This window comes from Roseomonas indoligenes (assembly GCF_017813365.1).
Classification (GTDB): Bacteria; Pseudomonadota; Alphaproteobacteria; order Acetobacterales; family Acetobacteraceae; genus Roseomonas; species Roseomonas indoligenes.
In genome coordinates, this window is sequence record NZ_JAGIZA010000011.1 from 135146 (window position 1) to 160982 (window position 25837).

The window sequence follows — 25837 nt, forward strand, 5'->3', positions numbered from 1 at the left end:
CCCCAACGGATGTCGCAGACCTCCACCGACCCGCGGCACTTCCGCGCCCCGCCGAAACGCCAGCTCAGGCTCTCCTGGGCGGATGAGCGCGTGCGGGCCATCGTGTGGCAGGTGGTGATCGTCGGGATCGTGGCCGGCGTCATCTGGTGGCTGGTGCGGAACACCCAGCACAACCTGGAGGTGCGGCGCATCGCGACGGGATTCGGCTTCCTCCAGCGCGAGGCCGGGCTGCCGATCGGCGAGCACCTGATCGAGTACACCCCGGCCAGCACCTACTTCCGGGCCCTGTCGGTCGGCGTGCTGAACACGCTGAAGGTGGCGCTCATCGGCATCGTGCTGGCCACGATCCTCGGCACGCTGGTCGGCATCGCGCGGCTCTCGAAGAACTGGCTGCTGGCGAAGATCGCGGCCGTCTATGTCGAGGTCATCCGCGACATCCCGCTGCTGCTGCAGCTGCTGTTCTGGTACACGATGCTGCAAGGCCTGCCCGCCCCGCGGCAGGCGATGAATCCCGTGACCGGCGTCTTCCTCTCCAACCGCGGCCTGCGGCTTCCCTTCCTCGACTGGCAGGTGGCGCATAGCTGGGCACTGCTGGCCTTCGTGGCCGGCCTCTTCGGCACCTGGCTCACCGCCAGGGCCCTGCGGCGCAAGCAGATGGCGGACGGCAAGCCCCGCCCGCTCTGGCCGGCCGCGCTCGGCCTCATCATCGGCCTGCCACTGGTGGTCTGGCTGGCCGGCGGCGCGCCCACGGCCGTCGACTGGCCGGCGCTGCGCGGCTTCAACTTCCAGGGCGGCTTCACGATCAGCCCGGAATACTTCGCCCTGCTGATCGGCCTGACCACCTACACCGCCGGCTTCATCGCGGAGATCGTGCGCGCCGGCATCCTCTCGGTCTCGCAGGGCCAGTGGGAGGCGGCGCAGGCGCTGGGGCTGCGCCCGGGCGTGGTGCTGCGTCAGGTCGTGCTGCCCCAGGCGCTGCGCGTGATCGTGCCGCCGATGACCAGCCAGTACCTGAACCTGACGAAGAACTCCTCCCTCGCGGTCGCGATCGGCTACCAGGACATCGTCAGCATCGCGAATACAACGCTGAACCAGACGGGGCAGGCGATCGAGGGCATCGCCATCATCATGGCGGTCTACCTCACCATCTCCCTGTCCATCAGCTTCTCCATGAACTGGTACAACAACCGCATCGCGCTGGTTGAGCGCTGAGAGGGCACGGGCATGAGCGACATCTCCCTCGGCACCTCCGTCGCCGGCATCCCCGAGGCGGCGCCGCGCCAGCCGCCGGCCCTCACCACCGGGCCGGTGGCCTGGGTGCGGGCCAACCTGTTCTCCTCCTGGCTGAACACGGCGCTCACGCTCGTGCTCGCCTACTTCATCGTGCGCTACGCGATCGGCTTCGTGGACTGGGCCTTCGTCAACGCCATCTGGTCGGTGCCGAACAATCAGACCCAGGCCTGCCGCGCGCTGAAGGCCTCGGCCACCCCCGGCGCCTGCTGGGCCGTGGTGACGGAGAAGCACCGCTTCATCCTTTTCGGCACCTATCCCTATGAGGAGCACTGGCGGCCGGCCCTGGTCTGCGTGCTCTTCACCGCGCTCTACATCGTCTCCGGCATGCGCCGCTTCTGGCGCAAGGAGCTGGCGCTGGTCTGGATCGCGACGCTGGTCGTGATCGGCATCCTGATGTGGGGCGGCATCCTCGGCCTGAGCTATGTCCCGCAGGAGCGCTGGGGCGGCCTGCCGATCACCCTCATCCTCGCCACCTTCGGGCTGGCCTTCGCCTTCCCGCTCTCCATCCTCGTGGCCCTCGGCCGCCGCTCCTCCATGCCGGCGGTGCGCGTGCTCTGCGTGGCCTATGTGGAGCTGATCCGCGGCGTGCCGCTGATCTCCCTGCTCTTCATGGCGAGCGTGATGTTCCCCCTGTTCCTTCCCGAGGGGATCAACATCGACAAGCTGCTGCGCGCCCAGGTCGCCATCACCCTCTTCGCCGGCGCCTATCTGGCGGAGGTGGTTCGCGGCGGGCTGCAGGCCCTGCCGAAGGGGCAGTACGAGGCGGCGGACGCGCTCGGCCTCTCCTACTGGTACAAGACCGGCTTCATCATCCTGCCCCAGGCGCTGCGGCTGGTGATTCCGCCGCTGGTGAACACCTTCATCGGCTTCTTCAAGGACACGTCGCTGGTGCTGATCATCGGCATCTTCGACCTGCTGACGGCGGGGAAGACCGCGGTCGTGGAGCCCGCCTGGCAGGGCTTCGGCGTGGAGGTCTACCTCGCCATCTCCGTCATCTACTTCTGCTACTGCTTCGCCATGTCCCGCTACAGCCAGAACCTGGAGGCGGAGCTGAACCGCCACCGCGGCCGCTGAGCCCCGAGGATCGAAAGGACCACGCCATGAGCGCCGCCCTCGACACGGAGACCCATCTCCGCTCCGCCGTCCGCACGGATGCGCCGCCGGCGATCCTGCTGGACAAGGTCAACAAGTGGTACGGCGCCATGCACGTGCTGCGCGACGTCTCCCTCCAGGTCGCCACCGGCGAGCGGGTGGTGGTCTGCGGGCCTTCCGGCTCTGGCAAGTCCACCATGATCCGCTGCATCAACCGCCTGGAGCAGCACCAGGAGGGCCGGATCGTCGTGGACGGGACGGAGCTCTCGGACGACGTCCGCGCCCTGGACGCGATCCGGCGCGAGGTCGGGATGGTGTTCCAGTCCTTCAACCTCTTCCCGCACCTGACGATCCTGGAGAATTGCACCCTGGCCCCGATCTGGGTCCGCCGCATGCCGAAGCGGGAGGCGGAGGAGCTGGCGATGCACTACCTGACCCGGGTGAAGATCCCGGACCAGGCGCGGAAGTACCCGGGACAGCTCTCCGGCGGGCAGCAGCAGCGCGTGGCCATCGCCCGCGCCCTGTGCATGAAGCCGAAGATCATGCTCTTCGACGAGCCGACCTCAGCCCTCGACCCCGAGATGATCAAGGAGGTGCTGGACACCATGGTCGGGCTGGCCGAGGACGGCATGACCATGATCTGCGTCACCCACGAGATGGGCTTTGCCCGCCAGGTGGCCGACCGGGTGGTGTTCATGGACCGGGGCGAGGTGGTGGAGCAGGGCGCGCCCGAGTCGCTCTTCAACGACCCAAAGACCGAGCGCCTGCGGACCTTCCTCTCCCAGATCCTGCGCGGGCACTGAGGCCCGGAAGCCGCGCGGAAACCGGATCGGAGGCGTCCCGCATGACCGGGCTGCAACCCGAAGGCAGGGCCAGGGGTTGCAGGGTCCGGGGCAGCAGTCATATGCCGCTGCCGGCCCACAGGCGCGGACAACCGACGTGACAGCAGCGGATACCCCAGGCGACCGGCGGCCGGTGAATGCGGCCGTCCTCCTGGGCGTTCTGGGAATCGTCTACGGGGACATCGGCACCAGCCCGCTCTACTCCATGCGGGCGGCCCTGCTCCATTTCTCGGCGGACGGGCTGGAGAACTGGGAGATCCTGGGGATCCTCAGCCTCATCATCTGGTCGCTGATCATCGTTGTCACGGTGAAGTACGTCTGGCTGGTGATGCGGGCGGACAACCGGGGGGAGGGGGGGATCCTCGCCCTCATGGCCCTGGCCCAGCGCGTGGCAAAGACGGAGCGCGGCCGCTGGACGGTGGCCCTGGTCGGGATCGCCGGCGCGGCGTTGTTCTTCGGCGACGGCGCCATCACCCCCGCCATCTCCGTCCTCTCAGCCATCGAGGGGCTGAAGATCATCTCCCCGGCCTTCGACGGCGCGGTCGTCCCGCTCTCCCTGGCCGTCCTCCTGGCGCTGTTCCTGTTCCAGTACCGCGGCACCGGCAGCATGGGCGCGGTCTTCGGGCCCATCACCGTGGTCTGGTTCGCCGTGATCGGCGTGCTCGGCCTCATCGAGGTGGTCCGGGAGCCGGGCGTCCTGGCCGCGCTCTCGCCGCACTACGCGGTGCAGTTCGTCCTCACCTACAAGCTGGCGGCCTTCATCGCCCTCGGCTCCGTCGTGCTGGCCGTCACGGGGGCGGAGGCGCTCTACGCCGATATGGGGCATTTCGGCCGTCGGCCCATCCAGATCGCCTGGGTGGCCTTCGTGCTGCCCTCCCTCGCGCTGAACTATCTCGGGCAGGGCGCGCTGATGCTGGCCGACCGCTCGGCGCTGGAGAACCCCTTTTACCTGCTGGCGCCGGAATGGCTGCGCCTGCCGCTCGTCATCCTCGCGACCGCCGCCACCATCATCGCCAGCCAGGCCATGATCTCCGGCGCCTACTCCATCGCCCGCCAGTGCGTGCAGCTCGGCTTCCTGCCGCGCCTCGTGGTGCGCCACACCAGCGAGACGGAGGAGGGGCAGATCTACCTGCCGCAGGTGAACTTCGCCCTGCTGGCCTGCGTGCTGATCCTGGTCGTCGCCTTCCGGAACTCGGACAGCCTCGCCGCCGCCTATGGTCTGGCGGTGACCGGCACCTTCCTGGCGACCTCCACCCTCGCGGGGCTCGTCTTCCGGCGCAGCTTCGGCTGGTCGCTGCCGCTGGTGGTCGCGGTCTTCACCCCGCTCTTCCTGCTCGACTTCGCCTTCTTCCTGTCCAACGTGCTGAAGGTGCCGGATGGCGGCTGGGTGCCGCTGCTGCTCGGCGGCATGCTGTTCACCCTCATGCTCACCTGGCGTCGCGGCCGGGACCTGCTGTTCAGCCGCTTCCGGCAGGACAGCCTGCCACTGAAGTCCTTCCTGGCCCGCTTGCCGCAATCCCGCACCGTGCGGGTGCCGGGCATCGCCGTGTTCATGACCAGCCAGGCCGACTACGTGCCCAACGCGCTGCTGCACAACCTGAAGCACAACAAGGTGCTGCATGAGCGCGTGCTTTTCGTGACCGTGAACAACGAGGACGTGCCGCAGGTCACGGACCGGCGGAAGGTCGAGGAGCTGGCGCCCAATATCCATCGCATCACCCTCTGCTACGGCTTCCAGGAGAGCCCGAACATCCCGAAGGAGCTGGAGGGGCTGCGCGACATGGGCGTGGACTACGAGCCGATGCAGGCCTCCTACTTCCTGGGTCGGGAGACGGTGGTCGCCTCGGCCATGCCGAAGATGGCGCGGTGGCAGCAGTGGCTCTTCGGCCTGATGTCCCGCAACTCGGTTCCGGCGACCGAGTTCTTCCGTATCCCGAGCGACCGCGTGGTCGAACTCGGGGTTCGCGTCGCTATCTAGGCGGCCACGCCGCCGCAGCCTCAGGAGGTTCCGCATGCCGCTCGTCGTCCTGTCGCCGAGCGGCGGCACTGGCCTGCCCGAGGGCAGCCCCGAACACCGCTACGAGGCGCAGCTGACGCTCGATTCCCAGGGCTTTCCGGACCCGAATGCCTGGTTGGCGGATGCGGCGCCCTGGCCGGCGCGGCGGTTCTGGCCGGGCCAGGGACTGATGGACGGCGACGTTCTCTACGATCCGGATACGGGCTGGGCGCTGCGCTTTTTCCGGCGCGACGACAGCCCGATCGACGCGCCCATTCAGGCCGTGATCCGCAGCGGCGTGCCCTGCCGCCCAGGCGAGAACATGACGATCACCGAGCCTGACGGGCAGGAATACGCCTGGCGCATCGTAGGCGTCGGCTGAGCGGCGCGGACCTGGAGAACGGGGCGCCAAAAAAGAGAGCGGGGCGCCCGTTTCCAGGCGCCCCGCATCATCCCGCTAAACTGGTGGAGCCAATCGGAATCGAACCGACGACCTCTTGAATGCCATTCAAGCGCTCTCCCAACTGAGCTATGGCCCCCTAGCGTGCGGGTGCCGCGATATAGCCGCGGACCTTCGGGCAGGCAATCCCCCTTTTCCACCCTTTCTCACCTCGTAAGGGAGGGTTAGCTTCCCGGCCGCAAGGTGCTGGAGGAAAGCCGTCGAATGAGCAGGAAACTCTATCCCGATGCGCGGGCGGCGCTGAACGGCCTGCTGCGGGACGGGATGCTCATCCATTCCGGTGGCTTCGGGCTCTGCGGCGTTCCCAGCCTGCTGATCGAGGCCATCCGCGATTCCGGCGTGAAGGACCTCACCTTCGTCTCCAACAATGCCGGCGTGGATGATGCGGGCCTCGGCCTGCTGCTGAAGACGCGGCAGATCCGCCGGATGATCGCCTCCTATGTCGGCGAGAACGCGGAGTTCGCCCGCCAGTACCTGGCCGGGGAACTGGAGATCGAGTTCAACCCGCAGGGCACGCTCGCCGAGCGCATCCGCGCGGGCGGCGCCGGCATCCCCGCCTTCTTCACCCGCACGGGCGTGGGCACCGCGGTGGCCGAGGGCAAGCCGACCCAGGAGTTCGACGGCGTTACCTACGTGCTGGAGCGCGGGATCATGGCCGACCTCGCCATCATTCACGCCTGGAAGGCCGACCCGGAGGGCAACCTCGTCTTCCGCAAGACCGCGCGGAACTTCAACCCGGTGATGGCCACTGCAGCCCGCGTGACGGTGGTGCAGGTGGAGGAGATGGTCGGGCAGGGCGAGCTGGACCCCGACCACATCCACACGCCCGGCATCTACACGAAGCGCATGATCGTCGTGTCGCCCGGCACGGAGAAGCGCATCGAGCAGCGCACGGTCCGCAAGCGCACCGAGCCCGCGACCCCGGCCGCCGCCGGCACCGACCCCCTTCCGGCCCGCTGAGGAGGCGCCCGACATGGCCTGGACCCGCGACGAGATGGCCGCCCGCGCAGCCCGCGAGTTGGAGGACGGCTTCTACGTGAACCTGGGGATCGGCATTCCGACCCTGGTCGCTAACCACATCCCCGATGGCGTCTCCGTCCAGCTGCAGAGCGAGAACGGTATGCTGGGCATGGGGCCCTTCCCCTATGAGGGGGAGGAGGACCCGGACCTCATCAATGCCGGCAAGCAGACCGTGACGGAGCTGCCGACCACGAGCTTCTTCTCCTCCGCCGACAGCTTCGCGATGATCCGCGGCGGGCATATCGACCTGTCCATTCTCGGTGCCCTGCAGGTGGCGGGGAATGGCGACCTGGCGAACTGGATGATCCCCGGGAAGATGGTGAAGGGGATGGGCGGCGCCATGGACCTAGTGGCTGGCGTGAAGCGGGTCGTGGTGCTGATGGAGCACACCGCCGGCGGCAAGCCGAAGCTGCTGCGCGCCTGCACCCTGCCGCTGACCGGCCAGGGCGTGGTGGACATGGTGGTGACGGAACTCTGCGTGATGGCGATCGACAAGGCCGCCGGCACGATGCGGCTGATCGAGCTGGCGCCTGGCGTGACGGAGGAGGAGGTCCGGTCCAAGACCGAAGCCGACTACGAGGTGGCCCTGCAGGCCGCCTGAACGAGGTCCGGGGCGCCATGGCGCCCCGGATCGGGAGTTACGGTGCTGCCGTCGCCGCCCTCAGCGCGGGGAGCGCCGCTCCTGGTCCAACTGGCGCTGCAGGTCCCGGATCTGCTGGTCCCGGTCGGACAGCTCCCGCCGCAACTCGTCCCAGGTGACCGCCCCGGAACGGGACACCGACCGGGAGGCGGCGGTGGAGCGGATATTGGCGCGGCGCCGCTCCGTCCGGCGCGGCTCGTCCCGGTAGGAGCGGGATCGCGAGGTGGACGGGGGCAGGGGGGCAGCCACGATGGAGGGGGTGCCGACCTCCACGGAACCCGGAACGTCCGTCACCGGCATGTCCGGAACAACTCGTTCCCCGAGATTCCTCTCGATGGGCGGGGGGGAGAGACGTTCGAACTGCCGGACTGTGAGACCGAGATAGTCGCTCGTCGGGCCCGAATCGCTGGGCCAGCTCTGGGCGGCCACCGGCAGGACGTACAGCCCGGTGAGGGCCAACCCAAGGATTCCAGCGTTCAGTCGCGGCGTCAGCATGCGGCCTCTCCTCCTCCGCGGCGTCGAAGCGTTACGCCATTCGGCTTCGGTGAGGAAGCCTTTGCGTTCGCTTAGCGAAATCCGAGCCAGAGGAGAATGATCCCACCCAGCACGATTCGATACCATCCAAAGGGCGTAAAGCCGATTTTTGAGATGTGCGCCAGGACGACCCGCACCACCACCAGCGCCACCAGGAAGGCCGCGACGAAGCCGACGCCGATCTGGCCGAGGTCGGAGAGATCGATCTCCGCACGCGCCTTCCAAAGGCTGAAAACCGTGGCGGCCAGCATGGTGGGAATCGCCAGCAGGAACGAGAACTCGGCCGCCGCACGCCGCTCCACCCCCAGCAGCAGGGCGGTGATGATGGTCGCGCCCGACCGGCTGGTGCCGGGGATCATGGCCAGCACCTGCCCGAACCCGATGAGCAGCGCCGCCACCGGCCCGATCTCCGGAATGGATCGGATGGTCGGGTTCGGCCGGGCCCGCTCGATCAGGATGATCGCGAGGCCGCCGACGACGAGCGCACAGGCGACCACCCAGGGGTTGAACAGCAGCCGCGTGATCGTCCCGTGCAGCGCCGCCCCGATGACCAGGGCCGGCAGGAAGGCGAGGAGCAGGTTCACCACGGTGAACCGCTCCACCGTGGCGGGACGCCACATGCCGCGGGCCAGGATCATCAGTTCCCGCCAGTAGGTGACGACCACGGCGAGGATGGCGCCGAGCTGGATGGCGATCTCGAAGACCTTCCCGGGCGGACCCTGGAAGCCGATCAGCTCCCCCAGCAGGATCAGGTGGCCGGTGGAAGAGATTGGAAGGAACTCGGTCAGCCCCTCCACCACGCCCATAAAGAGGGCGGACAACAGGCCGGCGAGATCCATGGAAGGTCCGTAACCCAGAAAAGGAAAAAGGGGCGGAGCCCCCCGGCCCCGCCCCTTCCTTTACGCGTCCCGGCGACTCAGCGCACCGTCTGGGACGCGGTGAAAGCGAAGTTGTCGAAAGAATTCTCGCTCACGCGGTGCCAGGTATAGACCTCGTCCCGGAACTTGCGGTGGCTCTCCAGGACCTTCTTGAAGCGCTCGTTCTTGTCGGCCTGCTCGTTCATCACCTCGTTGGTGGCGCGCCAGGCTGCTTCCAGGATGGGGCGGGACCAGAAGCGGAGCTGGGCGCCGGCGGCTACCAGCCGGCGCAGGGCCAGCGGGTTCGCCACGTCGTACTTCGCCACCATCTCGGCATCCGCCTCGGCGCAGGCGACCTGGATCGCGGCCTTGTAGGTGGCGGGCAGGGCGTCGTAGGCGCGCTGGTTGGCCAGGAAATGCAGCCGCGCGCCCGGCTCCCAGAAGCCCGGGGCATAGTAGTTCGGTGCCACGCGGGCGAAGCCGAGCTTCTCATCGTCGTGCGGGCCGACGAACTCGGCCGCGTCGATCGTGCCGCGCTCCAGCGAAGAGTAGATGTCGGAGGCCGGTGTGACGGAGGGGGTGGCGCCCATCTTGGCGAAGACCTGACCGGCCAGGCCGGTGATGCGGAACTTCAGCCCCTTCACGTCGTCCACCGTGCGGATTTCCCGCCGGAACCAGCCGCCCATCTGGGCGCCCGTGTCGCCACAGGGGAAGGAGATGGCGTTGTACTCGCGCAGCAACTCGTCCAGCAGCTGCTGGCCGCCGCCGAAGCGCAGCCAGGCCGTGTTCTGCCGGGCGTTCAGGCCGAAGGGCACGGCCGTGAAGAAGGCCAGCGTGGGGTCCTTGCCGATGTAGTAGTAGGTGGCGGTGTGGCAGCACTCGATGCTGCCGGACTGCACGGCGTCCAGCGCGGAGAGGGCCGGGGCGATCTCGCCGGCGGAGAAGGCCTGGATGCGGAACTTGCCATCCGTCAGCTCGCCCACGCGGCGGGCCACCGCCTCGGCCGTCCCCCAGAGGATATCGGTGTTCTTGGGGAAGGAGGAGGTGAGGCGCCAGCGCACCTCCGGGTTCGCCTGGGCCAGCGCCGGGGTGGCGAGCATCGCCGGGACGGCGGCTGCCGGGGCGGCGCTGAGCAGGGCACGGCGGTTGACGCTTGATGTCATGCGGGGCGTTCCTTTCCCTTAATCGTTTAGATTGATGGCGTGATAAGGGATCGCCGCCCGGCGGGGAAGCCGGATCGGCGGGGCGGCCCGTGCCGGCCGCCCCGCCCGTTGCGGCGGAAAGCCCGCCTCAGAACGCCAGGCGCACGCCGCCCCAGAAGGCGTAGTCGTTGCCATCGCGCCGCGCGAAGGTCGTGCCGGCATTCGCCATCACGGCGACGCCGGGAACCACCTCCGCGCTGATGCCGCCGGCCACCTGCCCGTAGGTCCGGCCACGCTCCTCCACCTGGGACTGGATGGGAAGGGCCTGCGCGAAGGTGGCGTTGGTGACCAGCGTCCGGCCACGGCCGATGAAGTCGTGCTCGGCCGTGACGTTGACGTAGGGCGTCACCGCCCGGCCGGCGACCGTCACGTTCAGCCGCGCCTGGGCGCCGAGGCTGCCGGTGAGCGCGTCGATCGTCTGCCGGCGCACGTCGTTGGTCAGCAGCTCGTCCCCGCTCTCGGTGTAGTTGCCCGAGCGCGACCAGGTGTAGGTCAGCCCGCCGATCGGGCCGAAGCGCACCGGCCCCGCATTGACGAGGTAGCCGCCCCGCAGCCCGACGCTCGCGCTGCTGCCGGTCGGGTCGCCGCGCAGGGCGGAGATGACGCCGGTGCGGGAGGTCTCGTAGACGTCGCGCCCGGCGGTCACCACGCCGTCCACGAACCAGTCCGGCCGGGTGAGGGATCCGTAGACGGCGACGCGGTAGCTGTCCGCCTCCACCTTGCCCAGGCGCGCGTCGATGTCGGCGTTGGTGTTGGAGTAGTTGAAGGCGAGGCCGAGCCGCACCCCGGCCACCGGCCGTACCTCCCCGCCGATCGTGACGCCGCCGAGGTCGTAGCTGTAGCCCGCCACGCCATTGCGGCGGTCGCGGTTCCCGGCGGCGTAGTGGCCCTGCACGAAGACCGAGACGTTGCTGCCCGGCGCGACAGGCACGGGCGCGGAGCCACCGCCGCCCATCCCCACGCCCGCCAGCGCCTGCCGTCCGTCCAGCCCCGCGAAGCGGTAGGTGTCCAGCCGCTCGAAGACCGAGTTGGTGAAGGCGGTGACGGAGGCGAGGCCGATTTCCGGCGTCACCGCGATCGCGTCGGGGGCCCCGACCTGCGCCGCGATGTAGCGGGCGACGAGCTCGAAGCCTTTGCTCGTCAGGTGCAGCCCATCATAGGTCAGGTACTGCTGCTGCAGGGGCGAGGTCGGCGTGCGGCAGGCGACGAAGGTGTTGCAGGGCGTCTGCGCGTCGGTGAAGCCATAGGCCGCCGGGTTCGCCTGGACGGCGCGCAGCAGCCGCCCCGTGTCGAAGAGGAACACCCGGACGCCCTGGTTGCCGAGCGGGGCGAGGTCGCGCTGCAGCCCCTCGAAATAGAGGCGCCCGTACTCGATGCTCCCGGCCGGGTTGGGCCCGTTCCGGACCGAGGCGAGCGCGCCGAGGTCGCTGGTGGAGCGGAAGACAATGTTGCGCGCTCCGGCCGCGACGAGCTGGTTCACCGCGGCGAGGGAGTTGGCGTTCGCCGTCGCCGCCGTGGAGGCCGCGAGGGAGAGCGGCACGGAGCCGCTGGAGGCGCCGCCGTCATTGCCGCCGATGGAGAAGAGCACGAGCTCCCGCGACCCGATGCGCTCACCCCGCGCGGCGAAGGTCTGGAGCTCAAACGGCAGGCTGAGGCCACGGCCCGCGGAAGCGTTTACCGAGGTCGTTGTGGCGCCGCCGATCGCGTAGTTCCGGACGCCGGCGTCACGAATGCCGTAGAGCTGCTGCACGTATTGCGGAAAGGTGTAGTAGGCGACCGAAGGGTCCGTCGTGCTCGACGGGTAGGTGCCGGTCTCGCCGCGCAATAGGCGTTGGACGTTGCCGTTGTCGGCGTAGCTGTCGCCGAAGGCGGTGAGCCGGTCGAAGCCCACCTGTGCGCGGGCTGTCAGTGGGACCGCGGTGAGCGCCGTGGCCGCGAGAAGGCCGAGCGCGATGGCCGAGCGCCGTCGGCGCCCCGTGAAGGGTTGCTGTTCCAAGTCCGATCCTCCCCCGAGCGCCCTGCGTTGTGCAGGTGCGCTGCCCCCGTATCCCGGGAATCGGAGGGACCGGCGGACCGGCCTCTCCTTTCCACGGGCGGGAACGGTCCGAGGGGATCATCTGCGTTTCCGGTCGTCAAGCGGATTGAATTTCCGCTGTGCAGAAATAAGAAGCTTGCTCCGCGCGCGTTGTCGATGCCGCTCGCGAGAGAGCCGGTTTCGCAATCTGGTGGGCTGTGCCGGGCGACGCCGGTTCCCGCCGTGCCGCCCGCTCCGTGTTACCGTCGCGGCCGGCTCACTCCGCCGCTTCGGCCTGCTGTCGGCGATAGGGGTGCGCCGGATAGCACCCGAGCACGTGCACCTCGCGCGAGAAGAAGCGCAGTTCCTCCATCGCCCGGCGAAGGGGCGGCTGGTCGGGATGGCCGTCCACGTCGCAGAGGAACTGAACGGCGGTGAAGTGCCCGTCCAGCATGTAGGATTCGAGCTTCGTCATGTTCACGCCGTTGGTCGCGAAGCCACCCAGCGCCTTGTAGAGCGCGGCGGGGACGGAGCGGACGCGGAAGACGAAGGTGGTGACGCTGTCCTGCGCGGTCACGGGCGGCAGGATCGGTTCCCGCGACATGACGTAGAAGCGGGTGGTGTTGTGCGCCTCGTCCTCCACGTTCCGGCGGAGGATGTTCAGCCCGTAGATCTCGCCTGCGAGGGAGGAGGCGATGGCCGCGTCCTCCACCCCGCCGCGCTCGGCGATGAGATGGGCGGCGCCGGCCGTATCGGCCTCGATCACCGCCTGCCAGCCCGTGTTCCGCAACAGGTTCAGCACCTGGCCCAGCGCCACGGGGTGGGAATGGGCGCGGCGGATCGTCTCCATCGTGGCGCCGGGCGGGGCGAGGATGCAGTGCTCCACCCGCTCGAAGTGCTCGCCCACGACGTGCAGGCCGGATTCGGGCAGCAGGCGGTGGATGTCCGGCACCCGGCCGGCCAGGGAATTCTCGCAGGGGAGCATCGCCAGATCCGCCCGCCCCTCCCGCACCGCGGCCATCGCCGCCTCGAAGGAGGGGCAGGGCAGGGTGGTCCAGCCGGGATAGGCGGCGCGGCAGGCCAGGTCGGAATAGGCGCCGGGAAGGCCCTGGAAAGCGATGGTCTGGTTCACGGGGCCTCTCAGCCTGAATGTCCGGGCCACCAGCCCGGGGTGGAGCGCGGCCGGCATCGCCTCCGCGACGGGCGCCACGGGTTGTCGCGGCGATCCGGGAACATTATGGTCCGCCGGCTTCTAGCCGTGACGGCGGGGGCGCGCAAACGTGCCGCGCCGGTCCAACGGATGTGGCCAGACATGGGGAACGGGCAGGTCGGATGAGCCTGGAAGCGAACAAGGCCTTCGCGGCGGTCCTGACCGCCGGCATCAGCTTCATGGTCGCCGGGCTGGTCGGCGGTATCCTCGTGCACCCGCACCGGCTGGAAAAGCCCGCGATCGACACGGGCGAGGTGGTGGCCGCCGCCGCCCCGGCCGCGCCCGCCGCGCTGGAACCGATCGGGCCGCTGCTGGCCAGCGCCGATGTGGCGAACGGCCAGGCGATCATGGGCCGCGTCTGCGCGGCCTGCCACACCTGGACCGAGGGCGGGCGCAACGCCGTGGGCCCGAACCTCTACAACGTCCTCGGCGGGCCGCATGCCCATAAGGAGGACTTCAACTACTCCCCGGCGATGAAGGCCCTGCACGACAAGACTTGGGACTACGAGGCGCTGAACGCCTTCCTCAACCGTCCCGCCGGTGCCGTGCCGGGCACCCGCATGGCCTTCGCCGGGCTGAACCAGGCGAAGCAGCGGGCGGACGTGATCGCCTATATCCGGACCCTGTCGGGCAGCCCGCAGCCGCTGCCCCAGTAGGCGTCCTCGTAATGGATGCCCTGCTCGCCTCGGCCGAGGCCGCGGCGGACCTGGCGGGGGCGGTCATCCGCCCCCTTTTCCGTTCGGCCCTGCTGGTCGAGGCGAAGGGCGATGCCAGCCCCGTCACCGAGGCCGACCGCGGCGCGGAGCGCGCCATCCGCGACCACATCGCCCGTCACCATCCCGACCACGGCGTGATCGGGGAGGAGTACGGGAACGACCGACCGGATGCCGAATGGGTCTGGGTGCTGGACCCGATCGACGGCACCCGTGCCTTCGTCACCGGCCGCCCCCTCTTCGGCACGCTGATCGCCCTGCTGCACCGGGGGCGCCCCGTGCTCGGCATTATCGACCAGCCTGCCACGGGGGAGCGCTGGATCGGGGTAGAGGGCCGCCGCACGGTCTTTCGCGGCCCCTTCGGCGACCCCTCTGGCGGCACTGTCGGCTGCCGGCCCTGCCCGGAGATCGGTGCGGCGGAACTCGCCAGCACCTCGCCCGACATCTTCCCACCGGGGCAGGACGCCGGCTTCCTGGCCCTGCGCCGGTCCGTGCGCCGGGTGAGCTGGGGTGGCGATTGCTACATCTACGGCCTGCTCGCCCTCGGCCTGATCGATGTGGTGGTGGACGCCACCATGAAGCCCTGGGACTGGGCTGCCCTGGTTCCCGTGGTGGAGGGCGCCGGCGGGCGGGTTACGGACCATGCCGGGCGGGTGCTGACTCTCGAATCGGCGGGGGATGTGATGGCGGTCGGGGATCCGGCGCTGCTGCCCGCCTGCGCCGCGTTGCTTTCCGTTTAGTTGCAGCGGGTTGAGGGAAGGGGGTTTAGGCCCCACTGTGAGGCCATGCAGCGCCGCACCCTCCTCTCCTCGGGCCTAGCCCTCGGCCTGCCGGCCTTTCCGGCGCTCGCCCAGGGAACGCCCGCGGCGGCTCCAGCGGGGCCGCGCCGGGTCCATGCGCTGTCGCTGCTCGGCGATCCGGCCCTGCCGGCCGATTTTACCCATTTCCCCTGGGTGAACCCGGACGCGCCCAAGGGTGGGGAGATCACCCTCTACGCTCTTGGCAGCTTCGACAGCTTCAACGCCTATATCCTGCGCGGCACCACGGCCGTCGGCATGGGCAACCTCTACGACACCCTGCTGAAGGAGAGCGCGGACGAGGCGAGCGCCGAGTACGGCCACCTCGCCGGGATGGTGGAACTGCCCGCCGACCGGCGCGGCGTGACCTTTGAGCTGCGCGAGGGCGCCCGCTGGCATGATGGCCGCCCGATCACGGCCGAGGACGTGGTCTGGACATTCAACGCCCTGCGCCAGCACGGCCGCCCCTTCTACCGCGCCTACTGGGCCGATGTGACCGAGGTGGTGGCCGAGACGCCGCGCCGCGTGACCTTCCGCTTCTCCACGGAGGAGAACCGGGAGCTGGCCCTCATCCTCGGCCAGCTCGCGGTGCTGCCGAAGCACTGGTGGGAGGGGCGCGACTTCTCCCGCCCGGGGCTGGAGGTGCCGCTCGGGTCCGGGCCCTACCGGATCGAGCGCTTCGAGGCCGGGCGTTCCGTGGCCTATCGCCGCGTGGCCGACTACTGGGGCCGCGACCTGCCGACGATGAAGGGCACCGCCAACTTCGACCTGATGCGCTACGAGTACTACCGCGACGCCACCGTCTCGCTGGAGGCGTTCAAGGCCGGCAGCATCGACTTCCGCACCGAGAACGTGGCGCGCGACTGGGCGACCGCCTACGACTTCCCGGCCGTGCGCCGGGGCTGGGTGAAGCGCGACGAGGTGCGCCACGAGCTGCCGACGGGGCTGCAGGGCTTCATCATGAATGAGCGCCGGCCCCTGTTCCAGGACCGGCGCGTGCGGGAGGCGCTCGGCCTCGTCTTCGACTTCGAGTGGATGAACACGAACCTCTTCTACGGTTCCTATGCGCGCACGACCTCCTACTTCTCCAACTCCGACTTCGCCGCGCGGGGCCTGCCGGAAGGGCGGGAGAAGGAGATCCTGGAGCGGTTCCGGGACAAGCTGCCGCCGGAGGTCCTGACCCGCGAGTTCAAGGTCCCGGTGACGGACGGCAGCGGCAACAACCGCGAGGGAGCCCGCCGCGCGCTGGACCTGCTGCGCGAGGCCGGGTGGACGGTGAAGGACCGCCGCCTGACCAACGCGCAGGGTCAGCGCTTCGAATTCGAGATTCTGCTGAACGGCCCGACCTTTGAGCGCGTGGCCCTGCCCTACATCCAGTCCCTCCAGCGCCTGGGGATCGAGGCGCGTGTGCGCACGGTGGACCCGCCGCAGTACCAAGTGCGGATGGACGCCTTCGACTACGACATGACGGTGGAGGTCTTCGGCCAGTCCTCCTCGCCCGGGAACGAGCAGCGGGACTACTGGACGAGCGCGAAGGCGGACGAGAACGGCAGCCGCAACACCGTGGGCATCAAGGACCCGGTGGTGGACGAGATCGTGGATACCATCGTCAACGCGCCGGACCTGCCCTCGCTGACGGCCGCCTGCCGCGCGCTGGACCGCGTGCTGCTCTGGGGCTTCCACGCCATCCCGCAATGGCACAGCCGCACCTTCCGCCTGGCCTGGTGGGACAAGTTCGGGCGGCCGGAGCGGGCCCCGAAGCGCGCCATCGGCCTCGATAGCTGGTGGGTCGACGCCGAGAAGGAACGCGCCCTGGCCGAAGCCCGGCGCGCGGGCTAGGGGCGCGTGGCCGCCTATCTGCTCCGCCGGCTGCTGCTGCTGGTGCCGACGCTGTTCGGCATCATCCTCATCAACTTCGCCGTCACCCAGTTCGCGCCGGGCGGCCCGGTGGAGCAGATGATCGCGGAGCTGCGCGGGCAGGGCGACACCAGCCTCGGCCGCCTGACCGGCGAGGGTGGCGGGGAGACGCGCCAGCCCCGGCCGCAGGAGGGTAGCGGGGAGGGGCCCCGCGCCGCCTATCGCGGGGCGCGTGGGCTGGATCCGGCCGTGGTGGCCGAGATCGAGAAGACCTTCGGCTTCGACAAGCCGGCCACCACCCGCTTCTGGGAGATGCTGGGGAGCTATCTCCGCTTCGACTTCGGGCAATCCCTCTTCCGCGGCCGGCCGGTGCTGGACCTGATCCTGGAACGGCTGCCCGTCTCCATCTCGCTCGGCCTCTGGTCCACCCTCATCATCTATTTCGTCTCCATCCCGCTGGGCATCCGCAAGGCGGTGCGGGACGGCACGCGCTTCGACGCCTGGTCCTCCGGCGTGGTGCTGCTGGGCTACGCCATTCCCGGCTTTCTCTTCGCGATCATGCTGGTGGTGCTCTTCGCCGGGGGGTCCTTCGTGCAGTGGTTCCCGCTGCGCGGGCTCACCACCTCCGGCAGCGAGACCTGGCCCTTCTGGCAGCGGGCGGCGGACTACGCCTGGCACATGGTGCTGCCCACCATCGCCCTGGTCGTCGGCGGCTTCGCCGGGTTGACGATGCTGACGAAGAACGCCTTCCTCGACGAGATCAACAAGCAGTACGTCCTCACCGCTCGCGCCAAGGGGGCGGGGGAAGGGCGGGTGCTCTATGGCCATGTGTTCCGCAACGCGATGCTGCTGATCATCGCGGGCTTCCCGGCGGCCTTCATCGGCATCCTCTTCACCGGGGCGCTGCTGGTGGAGATCGTGTTCAGCCTCGACGGGCTCGGCCTGCTCGGGTTCGAATCCGCCATCCGGCGCGACTATCCCGTGATGTTCGCCACCCTCTACATCTTCACGCTGCTCGGCCTTGTCATGCAGATCATCGGCGATATCAGCTACATGCTGGTGGATCCCCGCATCGATTTCAGCGCCCGCCGTTGACCCTCTCGCCGCTCACCCGCCGCCGCCTCGCCAACTTCCACGCCAATCGGCGGGGTTGGTGGTCGCTCTGGCTTTTCGGCATCCTCTTCGCGCTGACGCTCTTCGCGGAGCTGATCGCGAATGATCGCCCGATCGTGGCACGGGTGGAGGGTCAATGGTTCTTCCCCGTTGCCGTGGAATACGCCGAGAGCGACATCCTGAGCGACGGCTTCCCGACAGCCGCCGACTGGACCGATCCCGTGCTGGTGGAGGAGGTGAGCAAGCGCGGCTGGGCGATCTGGCCGCCCATCCCTTTCAGCCACCGCACCGTGGTTCGGGACCTCGGCCGACCCGCGCCATCGCCCCCCTCTGCCCGCAACCTTCTGGGCACGGATGACCAAGCGCGGGACGTTCTGGCGCGGGTGATCTACGGCTTCCGCATCTCCGTCCTCTTCGGTTTCACCCTCACCATCCTCTCCTCCGTCATCGGCGTCGTGGCGGGGGCGGTGCAGGGATATTACGGCGGCTGGGTGGACCTGATCTTCCAGCGGGTGATCGAGATCTGGTCGGGCCTGCCGCAGCTTCTGCTGCTCATCATCCTCGCCAGCGTGATTGAGCCGAGCTTCACCTCGCTCCTCGTCTTCCTCCTCCTCTTCTCCTGGATGTCGCTGACCGGCGTTGTGCGGGCGGAGTTCCTGCGGGGCCGCAACCTGGATTATGTCCGTGCCGCGCGGGCGCTCGGCGTCTCCGACACGCGTCTGATGGCCCGCCACATCCTGCCCAACGCCATGGTGGCCACCCTGACCATGCTGCCTTTCATCCTGGCCGGCTCCGTCACCGTGCTCGCCAGCCTGGACTTCCTGGGCTTCGGCCTGCCGCCCGGCTCGCCCTCCCTCGGGGAGTTGGTGTCGCAGGCGAAGAACAACCTTCAGGCACCCTGGCTCGGCATCACCGCCTTCGTCGTGCTCGGTGGCATGCTCACCCTGCTCGCCTTCATCGGCGAGGCGGTGCGCGATGCCTTCGATCCGCGCAAGCAGCCCGGTGGTTCCATGGGGGGACGCCGGTGAGCGAGTCCATCCTCGACGTCCGCGACCTCTGCGTCGCCTTCCGCGGGCATCAGGTCGTGAATGGCGTCTCCTTCAGGGTCTGCCCCGGCGAGACCCTCGCCCTGGTGGGGGAGAGCGGGAGCGGCAAGAGCGTCACGGCCCTGTCCTGCCTCCGTCTTCTCGGCCCTGGCGGCGCCAATCCGGCGGGAAGCGTGACCCTGGACGGGGTGGACGTGCTGCGCGCCCCGTCGGGCGAGCTGCAGCGGCTGCGCGGCGGCGTGGCGGGGATGGTGTTCCAGGAACCCATGACCTCGCTCAACCCGCTGCACACGATCGGGCGGCAGGTGGCGGAGGCGGTCACCCTGCACCGGCCGATGCGTGGCGCGGCGCTGCGCCAACGCGTGATCGAGCTGCTGCACCGTGTCGGCCTGCGCGCCGCGGAGGAACGGCTGAACGCTTTCCCGCACCAGCTCTCCGGCGGGCAGCGGCAGCGCGTAATGATCGCCGTCGCGCTCGCCAACGACCCGCGCCTGCTGATCGCGGACGAGCCGACCACGGCGCTGGACGTGACCATCCAGGCGCAGGTGCTGGACCTTCTCGCGCGGCTAAAGCGGGAGCTTCGCATGGCGATGCTTCTCATCACCCATGATCTCGCGATCGTCCGCCGCCACGCGGACCGTGTCGTGGTGATGAAGGACGGCGCGGCCGTGGAGCAGGGCCGCGTGGCGGATGTCTTCGCCAATCCCGCCCATCCCTATACGCGCATGCTGATCGAGACCCAGCCGCATGGCCGCGCGGCGCCCCTGCCGCCGGACGCGCCGGAGATCCTGCGCGCCGAGGGGATGAGGGTGCATTTCCCCATCCGCCGCGGGCTGTTCCGCCGTGTGGTCGGGCAGGTGAAGGCCGTGGACGGCGTGGACCTCACGCTACGGCGCGGGGAGACGCTCGGCGTGGTGGGGGAGAGCGGCAGCGGCAAGACGACTCTCGGCCTCGCCCTGCTTCAGCTTGAGCACTCCGAGGGTGAAGTGGCGTTGGACGGGCAGCCCATTCACGACCACTCCCGCAAGGCCCTGCGCCCGCTGCGGCGGAAGATGCAGATCGTCTTCCAGGACCCCTATGGCAGCCTCTCCCCGCGCATGAGCGTGGGCGAGATCGTGGGTGAGGGGCTGGCGGTGCACGAGCCCGCCCTGTCCCGTGTCCAGCGGGATGCAAGGGTTGCGGACGCGCTGCGGGAAGTGGGCCTCGATCCCGCCACCGCCATTCGCTACCCGCACGAGTTCTCCGGCGGGCAGCGCCAGCGCATTGCCATCGCCCGCGCCCTGGTGCTGGGGCCTGAGCTGGTGGTGCTGGACGAGCCGACAAGCGCGCTCGACGTCTCCGTGCAGGCGCAGGTGGTGGAACTGCTGCGGGACCTGCAGGCCCGCCGCGGCCTGGCCTATATCTTCATCTCCCACGACCTGCGCGTGGTGCGCGCCCTGGCCCATCGGATCGTCGTGATGAAGGACGGGGAACTGGTTGAGGCGGGTGAGACGGAGGAGGTGGTCTCCAACCCGAAGCAGCCCTACACCCGCGCCCTGATGGAGGCCGCCTTCGAGCTGCGTGCCGAACCCGGGGTGGAAACGTGACCGAACTCGAACGCCTGCGCGAACTGCTGGACCGGGAACAGGTAAAGCTCGGCATCAACATCCGGCAGATGAACGCGCCGGGATCGCCGGTCTACCGGACCGGCGAGAATATCCTGATTCCCGCCGTCCTGCTCGGCGCCAGTCTTCTGGCGACGATGTACGTCCACACCTGGCTCGGCTTCGCCATCCTGGCCATCGGCGCGGCCTGGTGGATCCTGAAGGTGCTGCCAAAGGTCAGGGACGGCGTGTTCGACCGCAGCGCCGCTTTCGCCCTCTCCAGCGAGGCCGCCTTCGACGCGCTCTGGGCGAAGGGCGTGCTCAGCCTCTACGCGCGTATGCCGGACGGGACGGAAAGGGCGGCTGCGAAGCGGCAGGACTGGCGCGCCTTCGTGCGCGCCCTGCCGGAGAGGTAGCTTCTCCGGCATCGGGGCAGATCGCTGGAAGGGCCAGTGCGCCCGAAGGCGTGCGCGGCGCTTCCAGCGATGTCGCGGCCTTCAGCTCGCCCGCTTCGTGGCGACCTGGGTGTTAGCCGCCTGCGCGGTGGCCTTCTGGTCCACGTCCTCGGCAGCTGCAGCGGCCTCGCCCATGATGCTGCGCATCTCGCGCAGCAGGGCGGCGCCCTTCACGGTGCGCTGGACGAGCACGGAGCGGCGGTCCTGCGGGTCGGTCTTGCGGCGGGCGAAATCCAGCTCGCCCAGGCGGTCCAGCGCGCGGGTGATCGCGGGCTTGGAGACGTTGAGCGACGCGGCCAGCCCGCGCACGGTATGCGGACCCTCGCCGAGATAGACCGTCAGGAACACGCCCAGCTGCCGCGCGGAGAGATCGGGGCCGTCGCGGCGGACCAGCGCCACCACCGTATCCCGGAGAATGCCGACGAACTGATCCGGTGTGCCTTCTACGGGCATCGATAGTATAATCCTTCTCATGGGGCGGTCCGTTCTGGGCCGCCAAACCTATAAACAGCTGCGGGACCCATCCCCTCTCGGAGATCGGCCCGGGGCGGTCTTGCGGAATTCCCGCTCAGGAACCGGCCCATGCAGGCAGGAGCGTCATCAGTCCGGCCTGGAGAGCCCGCAAGCCCATTGCCTCGCCGCCCTCGGGACGTCCGGGCCGCGCCGAATCGTTCCATGCGTAAACGTCGAGATGGGCCCATGGGACATCGTCCGGGACGAAGCGCCGCAAAAAGAGCGCAGCGACGATGGAACCAGCCATCGGCCGACTGCCGACGTTGTTGATGTCGGCTGCCGAACTGTCGAGCCACGAAGCGTAACCTTCGTGCAACGGCAGCCGCCAGACCGGGTCGTGGCATGCATTCCCCGCCGCGAGAAGGGCGGCGGCCACGCTTTCATCATTCGTGAACAGCGCGGGCAGATCGGGGCCGAGTGCCACGCGCGCCGCGCCGGTCAGCGTTGCGGCATCCACAATTAACCTGGGCTGGTGCTCGCCTGCGAAGGTGAGCAGGTCGGCCAGCACCAGCCGTCCCTCGGCATCCGTGTTGCCCACTTCCACCGTCAGTCCCTTGCGGGTCCGCAGCACGTCGAGCGGACGCATCGCGGTCGAGGACACGGCGTTCTCCGCCGCGCCGATCGCGACGAGCAGGCGGATCGGCGCGCGCAGCCGCATCAGCGCCTCCGCCAGGCCAAGCATCAGCGCGGCGCCGCCCATGTCCTTCTTCATGCGCTTCATGCCTTCGGCGGATTTCAGGTCCAGCCCGCCGGTGTCGAAGCACACGCCCTTGCCGCAGAGCGCGACCAGCGGCCCCTCCGCGCTGCCCTCCCAGCGGATCACCGCCACGCGGGGCGCACGATGGCTGCCGCCGCCCACGGCGGCGACGGCCGGGAAGCCCTGCGTCAGCGCGTCGCCGGAGATTTCCTCGAAGTCGGCCCCGCAGCGCTCCGCCACTTCGCGCGCGGCGTCGGAGAGTTCGGCGGGGCCGAGATCGGCGGCGGGCAGGTTGATCAGCTCCCGCGCGCGCAGGATCGCCTCCGCCAGGATCCGCGCCGTCGCGCTGCCTTCCGGCGGCACGAGGCGGGCGGGCTTGCGGGGCGGCGCCTTGTGCCGGGTGAAGCGATAGGCGCCGAGCATCCAGCCGAGGGTGGCGGCGTCCTCATCCGCCTCGCCGCCCAGGTGCCAGGCCGTCTCCTCCGGCAGGGCGTATGGCAGGGCGCCGTAGGACCAGGGCGAGGCGGGCGCGGCGCCAAGGCCGAGAACGGCGGCGGAAACTCCCTCCCTGCCTGGCACCAGCACCACCCGTCCTGCCTCCGCCACGAAGCCGTTGTCACGCAGGAAGGCGGCGGCCGAGGGTTCCAGCAGCGCCAACAGCTCCGGCAACCCCTGGCGCGTCACGGCATGAACGGTGCGCGCTTCGGAGCCGGAAGCAGCCAAGGCCCAGGAAGATTCGGTCTGTGCAATTCCTGCAACCAAAGATTGTATATCCTTGCAATTTATCGCGAAAGCGAAATCGATGTCCTGATGCCATTCGCGACGGCCTCCGCGAGGCAGGCATAGCCGCGGTCGTTGTGGTGCAGCCCGTCCCGCGCGATCATCGCGGCGTCGGGCGTGCCCGCGGCCACCCACTCGTCCATCATCCGCCGACGGGAGAAGAGCTGCGCCCCGCGCTCCTGCGCCACTTCCGCCAGGGTCGCGTCGAACAGGTCCCGCAACACGGCATGGGCGGCCACCCAGGGGCCGCGCTGGCTGTCCATCAGCACCACGTCGGCGCCGGCCTCCTGCATCATCGTCACGCCCTGGCGCAGCAGGGTCCGGAAGCGGGCCAGGCTCTGCTCGCGGATCGCGCCGTTCACGCCGAGTTGCCAGATCACCACCGTCGGCCGCGCCGCCATAACGTCCGCCTCAAGCCGGGCGCGCATCTCCAGCGCGTCCTCCCCGCCGCGGCCGCGGTTCAGCACCCGCACGGGAATGCCCATCCGCCGCAGCGCCGCCTCCAGCCGCGCCGGGTAGGCCCTGTCGGGGGAGGAGGCGTAGGCGCCCTGGGTGGAGGAGCTGCCGAAGGCCACCACCACCGGCTCCCGCCCCTCGCGCAGCGCTTCCGCGAGGCGCGGCAGTGCCAGGGGCTGCAGCGCCGCCGATGGACAGGCCGGCGCTTCCTCCGCCCGGGCGGGGGAAGCGAGGAGGGCGAGCAGGACGGGAAGGAGGAGGCGCCGGGCCATCCATTGCCTATGCCGCACGTTCCCCACATCGCCAAGATCGCGGAGGTGGAGGCGGTCTGCGGGTGGCGGTTGGGGGCGTCCGGCTTTCCCCGGGCGGGCGCGGGTGATACGCGCCGCGGGATGCGAATCCTGCTCTGGTACTGGGGCCGGCGCGGCGGTGGGGCCCAGTTCGCCCTCTGCCTCGCGCGCGGCCTGGCCGGGCGGCCCGGGGTGGGGCTCGCCCTCTCCCTGGCCGACCGCAACGAGTTGCTGCCGGAGGCGCGCGCGATCGGCGTGCCGTTGGACGCCGTAGAGACCTTTGCCGGCGCGGCGGGCGCGGCGACGGGCCTCCTCCGCATCCCCGCCCTTCGCCGCCGCCTCGTCGCCCAGGCCCGGGCCACGGGCGCGGATGTGGTCGTCTCCGCCATGAACCATGTCTGGACCCCGCTCGTCGCGGGCGCCCTGCCGCGGGCGGGCCTTTCCTTCGTCAGCACGGTACATGATGCCCTGCCCCATCCCGGCGATCCGGCCTTCGCCTGGGACTGGCGCCTGCGGCGGGAACTGAACGCGGCCGCGGGGGCCGTGACCTTCTCGGAAGCCGTGTCGCGCGCCGTGACCGCGCGGCGGCCCGGCCTTCCCGTGCTGTGCCTGCCGCTGGGTGCCCATATCCCGGCCATGGCGGCGGGGGCCGTGGCGCCGGCGGCGGACTTCCTCTTCTTCGGCCGGATCCGCGCTTATAAGGGCCTGGACCTGCTGCGCGACGCCTTCGCCGCCCTGCGCGCCCGCCACCCCGGCGTGACCCTGCGCGTGGTGGGTGAGGGGGATCCGGAATCCTGCGCCCCCGGCCTCGGCGCCCTGCCGGGCGTGACGGTGGAGCCGCGCTGGGTGCCGGATTCCGAGATGCCAGCCCTCGTCGCCGCCGCCCGGGCGGTGGTGCTGCCCTACCGGGAGGCCAGCCAGTCCGGCGTGCTGCCCGTCGCCCTCGCCCTCGGCGTGCCGGTGGTGGCCACGCCCGTGGGCGGCCTCTCCGCCCAGCTGGAGCACGGGGTCAGCGGCCTCGTGGCACGGGAGGCCTCCGCCCCCGCCCTGGCCGAGGCAATGGCCGCGATGCTGGACCCGGCCCGCCGCCTGGCCCTTTCCGCCGGCGCGCGGGATGCGGGGGCACGCCTGACCGACTGGGACGCGCAGGCGGCCCGGCTGGTCGCCTGGCTCGAGGAAGCCCTTCGATGAGCCCGCTGCGCCGGATCTGGACGCTTCTGCCGCGATCGGCCCGGCGGGAGGCCTTGTTCTCCCTCACCGCCCTGCTCGCCCCGCGGATCGCGCGCCCCGCGCCGCCGCCCGCTGTTCCGGTGGTGGTGGCCGGCTACTTCAACGCCCGCACCGGCCTAGGCGCCGCGACGCGCCGGCTGGCGGCCGGGCTGCGGGAGCAGGGCATTCCCGTTGAGGAGGCGGACCTGACCGGCCCGCTGAAGCAGGGCCCCGCCGGCCCGCCGCCCGCCGTTCGGCCCGGGCCGGGGACGCTGCTGGTGCATGTGAACGGGCCGATGCTGCCCTGGGCGCTGCTGGCGCTCGGCCGGCGGGCGGTGGCTGGCAAGCGGGTGATCGGGGTGTGGAACTGGGAGTTGCCCGTGCTGCCCGCGGACTGGAATCGTGGGCTGGCGGCCTGCCACGCCGTCTGGGTCGGCTCGGAATTCGTGGCCGGGGCCTGTCGCCGACCGGATGGCCCCCCGGTGCAAGTGGTTCCCTATCCCCTGCCGCGCCCGGCGCCTTCCGGCCTGCGACGGGCGGATTTCGGGCTGCCCGAGAGGGCCTTCGTCACGCTGGCCGTCTTCGACGCCACCTCCTCCCTGGCGCGGAAGAACCCGCTGGGCGCGATCGAGGCGCATGCCCGCGCCTTCGGCGGGGATCCCGGCCACATCCTCGTCCTCAAGACCCACGGCACGGCCGAAGCCGGCCCCGGTTGGGCGGCGGTGGCGGAAGCGGCTGCCGCCCGTCCGAACATCCGGGTGATGGACGCCTCCCTCTCCCGCGGTGATCTCTGGGCCCTGATGGCGGCGTCCGATGCCCTGATTTCCCTGCACCGCTCCGAGGGATTCGGGTTCGCGATCGCCGAGATGATGGAGCTGGGCCGCCCCGTGGTGGCGACGGGCTGGTCGGGGAATACCGACTTCATGCACGGCCCGGGCTGCCACGCCGTGGGCTGGCGGCTGGTGCCCGCGCGCGATCCCCAGGGCACCTACGACATGCCAGGCGCCCTCTGGGCCGAACCGGATCCCGAGGAGGCGGCCGCGGCGCTCCGCCGGATCGCGGAGGATCCCGCCCTGCGGAACCCTCCACCGGTCCGGCTGGCCGTGCCCGACTACCGCGCGGCGCTCGGCCTGGGCCAGGGCTGGGCTCCCGACGCGGCCCTGTGACC

At 70.1% G+C, this 25837-nt stretch carries 24 protein-coding genes and 1 tRNA gene; 16 read left to right on the forward strand and 9 right to left on the reverse strand.

All coding sequences use genetic code 11. From position 1 onward, the window contains the following. The first annotated feature begins 9 nt into the window (after nucleotides 1–9). The 5 genes from J5Y10_RS17860 (at nucleotide 10) to J5Y10_RS17880 (ending at nucleotide 5605) form a co-directional block, all read left to right on the forward strand. Complete coding sequence (locus J5Y10_RS17860) at nucleotides 10–1212, forward strand: amino acid ABC transporter permease (protein ID WP_209375394.1); 1203 nt, start codon at nucleotides 10–12, stop codon at nucleotides 1210–1212. A 12-nt stretch (nucleotides 1213–1224) separates the two neighbouring features. Then, nucleotides 1225–2367 (forward strand): amino acid ABC transporter permease, encoded by a 1143-nt coding sequence (locus tag J5Y10_RS17865; RefSeq protein ID WP_209375395.1) that lies wholly within the window; start codon nucleotides 1225–1227, stop codon nucleotides 2365–2367. 26 nt (nucleotides 2368–2393) lie between these two features. Beyond that, nucleotides 2394–3188 (forward strand): amino acid ABC transporter ATP-binding protein, encoded by a 795-nt coding sequence (locus J5Y10_RS17870; RefSeq protein ID WP_280855421.1) that lies wholly within the window; start codon nucleotides 2394–2396, stop codon nucleotides 3186–3188. A 136-nt stretch (nucleotides 3189–3324) separates the two neighbouring features. Then, nucleotides 3325–5205 (forward strand): potassium transporter Kup, encoded by a 1881-nt coding sequence (locus J5Y10_RS17875; protein WP_342452955.1) that lies wholly within the window; start codon nucleotides 3325–3327, stop codon nucleotides 5203–5205. A gap of 34 nt (nucleotides 5206–5239) precedes the next feature. Next, nucleotides 5240–5605 carry a hypothetical protein gene (locus J5Y10_RS17880; RefSeq protein ID WP_209375396.1) on the forward strand — a complete coding sequence of 122 codons (366 nt, stop codon included), beginning with the start codon at nucleotides 5240–5242 and terminating at the stop codon, nucleotides 5603–5605. Between the two features lie 81 nt (nucleotides 5606–5686). Here the strand turns inward: J5Y10_RS17880 and J5Y10_RS17885 are convergent. Further along, nucleotides 5687–5762 (reverse strand) — tRNA-Ala (locus J5Y10_RS17885). A gap of 125 nt (nucleotides 5763–5887) precedes the next feature. Between J5Y10_RS17885 and J5Y10_RS17890 the strand changes: the two genes are divergently transcribed. Both J5Y10_RS17890 and J5Y10_RS17895 read left to right on the forward strand, forming a co-directional pair. Further along, nucleotides 5888–6643 carry a CoA transferase subunit A gene (locus J5Y10_RS17890; protein WP_209375397.1) on the forward strand — a complete coding sequence of 252 codons (756 nt, stop codon included), beginning with the start codon at nucleotides 5888–5890 and terminating at the stop codon, nucleotides 6641–6643. A 13-nt stretch (nucleotides 6644–6656) separates the two neighbouring features. Next, nucleotides 6657–7304, forward strand: coding sequence for a CoA transferase subunit B (locus tag J5Y10_RS17895; RefSeq protein WP_209375398.1), 648 nt, complete (start codon nucleotides 6657–6659; stop codon nucleotides 7302–7304). Nucleotides 7305–7364: 60 nt separating this feature from the next. On the opposite strand, the gene J5Y10_RS17900 is transcribed toward J5Y10_RS17895, so the two are convergent. From J5Y10_RS17900 to J5Y10_RS17920, 5 genes are all read right to left on the reverse strand, one after another. Continuing rightward, the gene (locus J5Y10_RS17900) at nucleotides 7365–7838 is read right to left on the reverse strand and encodes a hypothetical protein (protein ID WP_209375399.1); all 474 of its coding nucleotides are present in this window, start codon (nucleotides 7836–7838) and stop codon (nucleotides 7365–7367) included. A gap of 71 nt (nucleotides 7839–7909) precedes the next feature. Then, nucleotides 7910–8716 carry an undecaprenyl-diphosphate phosphatase gene (locus J5Y10_RS17905; protein WP_209375400.1) on the reverse strand — a complete coding sequence of 269 codons (807 nt, stop codon included), beginning with the start codon at nucleotides 8714–8716 and terminating at the stop codon, nucleotides 7910–7912. Between the two features lie 77 nt (nucleotides 8717–8793). Then, nucleotides 8794–9897 carry a TRAP transporter substrate-binding protein gene (locus tag J5Y10_RS17910; protein ID WP_209375401.1) on the reverse strand — a complete coding sequence of 368 codons (1104 nt, stop codon included), beginning with the start codon at nucleotides 9895–9897 and terminating at the stop codon, nucleotides 8794–8796. A 127-nt stretch (nucleotides 9898–10024) separates the two neighbouring features. Further along, nucleotides 10025–11932: an autotransporter domain-containing protein gene (locus J5Y10_RS17915; protein ID WP_209375402.1), complete on the reverse strand. Its 1908-nt coding sequence runs from the start codon at nucleotides 11930–11932 to the stop codon at nucleotides 10025–10027. Between the two features lie 295 nt (nucleotides 11933–12227). Continuing rightward, entirely contained in the window at nucleotides 12228–13082 is an 855-nt protein-coding gene (locus tag J5Y10_RS17920) for a prephenate dehydratase (RefSeq protein ID WP_209375403.1), read from the reverse strand. Between the two features lie 200 nt (nucleotides 13083–13282). On the opposite strand from J5Y10_RS17920, the gene J5Y10_RS17925 reads away from it, so the two are divergent. Genes J5Y10_RS17925 through J5Y10_RS17955 form a run of 7 tightly spaced genes read left to right on the forward strand, consistent with a single transcriptional unit; the run spans nucleotide 13283 to nucleotide 20685 of the window. Next, complete coding sequence (locus tag J5Y10_RS17925) at nucleotides 13283–13816, forward strand: c-type cytochrome (RefSeq protein WP_209375404.1); 534 nt, start codon at nucleotides 13283–13285, stop codon at nucleotides 13814–13816. An 11-nt stretch (nucleotides 13817–13827) separates the two neighbouring features. After that, the gene (locus J5Y10_RS17930; protein WP_209375405.1) at nucleotides 13828–14613 is read left to right on the forward strand and encodes an inositol monophosphatase family protein; all 786 of its coding nucleotides are present in this window, start codon (nucleotides 13828–13830) and stop codon (nucleotides 14611–14613) included. 45 nt (nucleotides 14614–14658) lie between these two features. After that, nucleotides 14659–16509 (forward strand): extracellular solute-binding protein, encoded by a 1851-nt coding sequence (locus J5Y10_RS17935; RefSeq protein ID WP_209375406.1) that lies wholly within the window; start codon nucleotides 14659–14661, stop codon nucleotides 16507–16509. Between the two features lie 6 nt (nucleotides 16510–16515). Further along, the gene (locus J5Y10_RS17940; protein WP_209375407.1) at nucleotides 16516–17622 is read left to right on the forward strand and encodes a microcin C ABC transporter permease YejB; all 1107 of its coding nucleotides are present in this window, start codon (nucleotides 16516–16518) and stop codon (nucleotides 17620–17622) included. Further along, nucleotides 17619–18668: an ABC transporter permease gene (locus J5Y10_RS17945; protein ID WP_209375408.1), complete on the forward strand. Its 1050-nt coding sequence runs from the start codon at nucleotides 17619–17621 to the stop codon at nucleotides 18666–18668. Before J5Y10_RS17940 ends, J5Y10_RS17945 begins: the two co-directional genes overlap by 4 nt. Then, entirely contained in the window at nucleotides 18665–20272 is a 1608-nt protein-coding gene (locus J5Y10_RS17950; RefSeq protein WP_209375409.1) for an ABC transporter ATP-binding protein, read from the forward strand. The genes J5Y10_RS17945 and J5Y10_RS17950 overlap by 4 nt, the downstream gene beginning before the upstream one ends. Beyond that, nucleotides 20269–20685, forward strand: a complete 417-nt coding sequence (locus tag J5Y10_RS17955; protein ID WP_209375410.1) for a hypothetical protein — start codon at nucleotides 20269–20271, stop codon at nucleotides 20683–20685. The genes J5Y10_RS17950 and J5Y10_RS17955 overlap by 4 nt, the downstream gene beginning before the upstream one ends. Before the next feature lie 81 nt (nucleotides 20686–20766). Here the strand turns inward: J5Y10_RS17955 and J5Y10_RS17960 are convergent, their stop codons facing one another. The 3 genes from J5Y10_RS17960 to J5Y10_RS17970 all read right to left on the reverse strand — a co-directional run bounded on the left by J5Y10_RS17960 (nucleotide 20767) and on the right by J5Y10_RS17970 (nucleotide 23442). After that, on the reverse strand, nucleotides 20767–21177 hold the full coding sequence (locus J5Y10_RS17960) for a MarR family transcriptional regulator (protein ID WP_209375411.1): 411 nt from the start codon (nucleotides 21175–21177) through the stop codon (nucleotides 20767–20769). Nucleotides 21178–21292: 115 nt separating this feature from the next. Continuing rightward, nucleotides 21293–22657, reverse strand: coding sequence for a leucyl aminopeptidase family protein (locus J5Y10_RS17965; protein ID WP_245214834.1), 1365 nt, complete (start codon nucleotides 22655–22657; stop codon nucleotides 21293–21295). A 59-nt stretch (nucleotides 22658–22716) separates the two neighbouring features. Beyond that, complete coding sequence (locus J5Y10_RS17970) at nucleotides 22717–23442, reverse strand: SGNH/GDSL hydrolase family protein (protein ID WP_209375412.1); 726 nt, start codon at nucleotides 23440–23442, stop codon at nucleotides 22717–22719. Between the two features lie 9 nt (nucleotides 23443–23451). Between J5Y10_RS17970 and J5Y10_RS17975 the strand changes: the two genes are divergently transcribed. Together J5Y10_RS17975 and J5Y10_RS17980 are read left to right on the forward strand one after the other, a co-directional pair. Then, complete coding sequence (locus tag J5Y10_RS17975) at nucleotides 23452–24651, forward strand: glycosyltransferase family 4 protein (protein ID WP_245214852.1); 1200 nt, start codon at nucleotides 23452–23454, stop codon at nucleotides 24649–24651. Next, nucleotides 24648–25835 carry a glycosyltransferase family 4 protein gene (locus J5Y10_RS17980; protein WP_209375413.1) on the forward strand — a complete coding sequence of 396 codons (1188 nt, stop codon included), beginning with the start codon at nucleotides 24648–24650 and terminating at the stop codon, nucleotides 25833–25835. Before J5Y10_RS17975 ends, J5Y10_RS17980 begins: the two co-directional genes overlap by 4 nt. The last annotated feature ends 2 nt before the right edge of the window (nucleotides 25836–25837 follow it).